The organism is Cellvibrio mixtus subsp. mixtus J3-8, assembly GCF_000766945.1.
Classification (GTDB): domain Bacteria; phylum Pseudomonadota; class Gammaproteobacteria; order Pseudomonadales; family Cellvibrionaceae; genus Cellvibrio; species Cellvibrio mixtus_A.
This window is the reverse complement of sequence record NZ_KN266222.1, coordinates 611-4,419: the sequence shown is the minus strand read 5'-3', so window position 1 is coordinate 4,419 and position 3,809 is coordinate 611. Positions and strand designations below refer to the sequence as shown.

General features: G+C 47.8%; 6 protein-coding genes. All 6 read right to left on the bottom strand.

Annotated features, from left to right (window positions below; all coding sequences use genetic code 11):
• Window positions 1-1,049: phage tail sheath protein (locus tag A596_RS21750; RefSeq protein ID WP_039918879.1), on the bottom strand; the 1,049-nt coding region annotated here is incomplete at its 3' end.
• A 107-nt stretch (window positions 1,050-1,156) separates the two neighbouring features.
• A complete protein-coding gene (locus A596_RS21745; protein ID WP_052417796.1) occupies window positions 1,157-1,489 on the bottom strand; it encodes a DUF1353 domain-containing protein in 333 nt (110 codons plus the stop codon).
• On the bottom strand, window positions 1,489-1,773 hold the full coding sequence (locus A596_RS21740) for a hypothetical protein (protein ID WP_052417795.1): 285 nt from the start codon (window positions 1,771-1,773) through the stop codon (window positions 1,489-1,491). Before A596_RS21740 ends, A596_RS21745 begins: the two co-directional genes overlap by 1 nt.
• Complete coding sequence (locus tag A596_RS21735) at window positions 1,773-3,275, bottom strand: hypothetical protein (protein ID WP_039918877.1); 1,503 nt, start codon at window positions 3,273-3,275, stop codon at window positions 1,773-1,775. Before A596_RS21735 ends, A596_RS21740 begins: the two co-directional genes overlap by 1 nt.
• Window positions 3,276-3,277: 2 nt before the next feature.
• Window positions 3,278-3,577, bottom strand: coding sequence for a hypothetical protein (locus A596_RS21730; RefSeq protein ID WP_039918876.1), 300 nt, complete (start codon window positions 3,575-3,577; stop codon window positions 3,278-3,280).
• 3 nt (window positions 3,578-3,580) lie between these two features.
• On the bottom strand, window positions 3,581-3,809 hold a 229-nt coding region (locus A596_RS21725; RefSeq protein ID WP_235425810.1), incomplete at its 5' end, for a hypothetical protein.

The window sequence follows — 3,809 nt, the reverse complement described above, 5'->3', positions numbered from 1 at the left end:
TTGGTGTTGATGTCCTCATCGAACCAAGCAACACCGTCGATGATTAACCCAAGGTTTTTTAACTCGCGGAATTTCGCATTAATACTTTCGATAATGTCGCGCACTAGTGATGGGTGCATGGGTTTATCGACGGCCCAGAAGTGCCCCTCGGCAATTGCATCTGCAAGTATTTGCCCGGTGCGCGTGTAGTTTTCAAACGCAAAGAGCGGTTCGTCAGAGCACGTGCGACTACCCCAAAAGCGGAAGCCATCGCGATTAATTAGCGTGGTCACTTCGTCTGCATTCAAATAGCCTGCGTCGGTATTTGGATCTTGCAAGTCAAAAAACACTGGCTTGCTAATACCGTTAACACCGTTAACCGGAATGTTTGAAAGCGTTTTATGCCAACCAACCGTTTGATCCAGCTTTGCACGCAGACCGAGAGCGTAAGCAACGGCGGACACCTCGCTGGTTGTCTTGTCGGTAACATCATAGGAAGTGAAGTTAGGCCAGATCACCATGCCTTCACGTGCGCCAAATTTTTTGCGATACAGCACGGCGGCTTCTTTGGTATCGCAGTCAAAGGCGCTGAAATACGTAAAGGCGCGTAGCTTTTGCGCGATGATAATTAGTTCAGCCGCAACGTTTTCAGTATCCAATTCTGGCACGCCTAAAAGACGCGGTTTCAAACCAAACATTTGCTCGGAGTTGAGTAGTGCCTTGAGGCCAGTCTTTTGGCCGGTTGGCAATACATCACCAATAATATTGGCCTCAGTGCTTGCATCTTCATCTTCCGGATCGGCCTGCTCAACACGCACGACAATCACTGGCGGTTGTGCATTTGCAGCAATTGCTGTGAGGGCGCGTTTAAGTGTGCCGGTGGGGCCTGCATTACCAATCGCAGCATAAATATCGGTAATCAGTACTGGTGTGTTTAGGGGGAATTTGTCGGCCACTGCACCAGGTGCGGTAGCGACCAATCCAATAACAGCGGTGGCGGGAGTGCGAATGGTGCGAGTGCCTTGGTTAATTTCAAGGACTCGGACACCATGGTGATATTGATCGGGCATGATGCCTCCTGATAGTTGACAGTATCAGGGCAATCATAAAGATAACGCGCGCGGGAAAAATTAAACGCGTGTTGTAATAGCCAACATTACAACACGCAAAATAGAATTTATTTTTTTGAATGATGATAACGCTTGCCGAAAATTTTTACTGCCCAATAAATCGGTAAACGGTAGCGACGGCGAACACCTTCCGCTTCCATGGCAGCAAGAAAAATTTTATCAGCCTCTTTTCGATTATGCCCGATGCTATACAAATAATCATGTATTACGGCAGCAAAACGCGTGCGATTTTTAAAGATGGCATAGAAAAGTGGGATACGCGGCACCGAGTCCAGATCGGTTTTATAACCTACCGGCACTGTTACTTCTGATTCGGGCCACTCCACCTTTTCGATTAAAATCCACATGCGCCCGGCGGATTCCACTTTAATCGTTGTCATTAGTAAATGCTCTCCGCTGTAATTCCCGACGCGATCACAAACAAGTTATCAATATCCTCTTCGGTTAATCCTGCCTGCGCCGCAATCAACGTGAGCAATGGATTGTCGCGGCGAAAATCCAGATTGTTTTGCCAGGCTAATCGGACTTTAACCGGCGTGGACGAGTCATTGATTAATGTTTCCACCAATTCATATAACCCGGCATCGACCAGCGCGGCCTTTGCTTGGAATGCTGTCACCGTGGGCACCTGTACTTGCTGCGGAATAAAAATAATTGCCGTCATTATCGAATCCTCAAAAAGTCGCAGGTCAAAGACGCCGTATCAAGGTTGCGCTGTACATGATTTCCAATGTACGAACCGGCAGGCAAAGGGCTTAGAAAGTTTTTAATTACAATAGCCCCTGTGGAAGTTTTCACTATGTAGTCATTGCCGCGAATTACCGCCGCGCCATAGGGGCCGACACTACCAGAGAAGTACACTTTTTTTACAATGATATTTTCATCGGTATCCATAATGACCAATTGATAAATTCCTACTGCCTCCGTGGGTGAGATAAACACTAAATGGGTTGCCGATACGGCAAGCCCTTGTGGAATCATGTGCGTGATTTTCCAAAAGTTTTTTACTTTGGTAAAAAGTGAAAAATTATTTGATGTAGGACTCCAGCGAAACAAGCCGTGATAAAGCGCATTCAGGCCTGTGCCAACGCCATAAAATTTATTGTTAAATAAAAATATGCCGTTGGAAATATTGTAATAGCCACCGCTGCCCGATTGTAGCGGCGTAATACCCGCTTCTGTGAGTTGCAGAGTAGCACCCCCGCCCGAAAAGAACTGAGCCGCTATTGCTTTACCAGCTTCATCGACAAAGCCGTGCATTTTTATTGACGCTTGCAATCCGGGAGCAGAGATTTGATTGCCGTTGATTACCCAATTGTTCGCACCGTTTCGATACGCGGTGTAGGCAGCGGCGGTTTGCTCTGATGGCCAGACAATAAAATCAACATTACCAACTCGCACATGGCAACCGTATTGCGCATTGACGTCTCGGGTCGTGGAGTTTGTAAAGTTAGTTACAGCACCCACGGCTGTGGCGCCGGGGTTTGCAGGGTTAATCGTAAAATGGCTAACGGACAAATAGCTGTTGCTGTTTTTCCCGACAACAACACCAACGAATGCTGCACCGTTAAAATAAAATCCTAAAATACTACCAACAGACAGGGCGTTTACCGCCCAGCTTGGAACGCTGCCATTTGTCCATGTTTCTCCACCGTCGACGGAATACTGTGGGACTACCGTGGTAGTGCCGCCCACGCGAAAAAGTTTTCCTCCCCCTTCCGCATAATGCATATAGTTAGGGTGATAGTAATTGCTGTTTTCAGCGGGCAAATAAACAAACCCTGGCACCTTTGACAGCAGTGGTGATTCCTCGGCGGCGGTAAGTGTTCCTGATGGCAACCATGCGCTACCGTCCGGCAATGTAACCAGCTTGTCGCTATTGAGCGGCAACGGTGTATAGGTTCCCACCGGCAATGCGTTGCATGGATTCAATTCCTGTGCCGCTGCCAGTACAATTAAATCTTCAATAGCACTCGCCGAATCAAGGCTGTTAACGATGCGCTGCATTTGCGCATCAAGCACGACACGATTTAATGACAAGCCGGTCATTTCAATTTTTTTGGCAGCAATCGCGGCGTCAATAATATCGGTGAGGGAGCTATCGTTGTTCAATAAATTGCAACGCGCCTGAATTTCTGCATGCAGTGCAGTAATTAAAATCGTCATGGTTAAATACCTGCAAGAGCCAGTGTTCTAAGTTTTTTTAAAAGGGTGGAATCAGGCTGCACAGCGGAATCGGCTTTTTGCCCTTGCGCACTGGTGGCAAAGTCTTCCGGTGATTTATCGCCCAGCTTTTCGCTATTTTTGGCGGTGGCGGTTTTGCCAAGTTTTTGCGCAATCGCATTGCTGTTGGTTTTTAACTGCGCATCGACCACTGTTAACGCTTGGCGCAATACCAGTACATCGTTTTCCAATTCCCCCGCCGCATTGGGCAGGGGGATTTCGTAGTTAGGGGTAAAGTCAGTCATACATTACTCCGTCACAATTACGCGCAAATTGGAGACTTTTGGGCGTGCACTGGCATGGCCGTTTAATTCCAGCTTTGTGCGCACCCGTGCTTCATTCACACCGGTAATGACAAACTCATATTCATGCAATCCGTTACCGAGTGGCTTGGCTGCTTTGGCTAGGGTTGTGTTTGACCAGGCATCACCAATATCAACGCCGGATACTTTTGGCACTACGCCTGCACCCGATGGG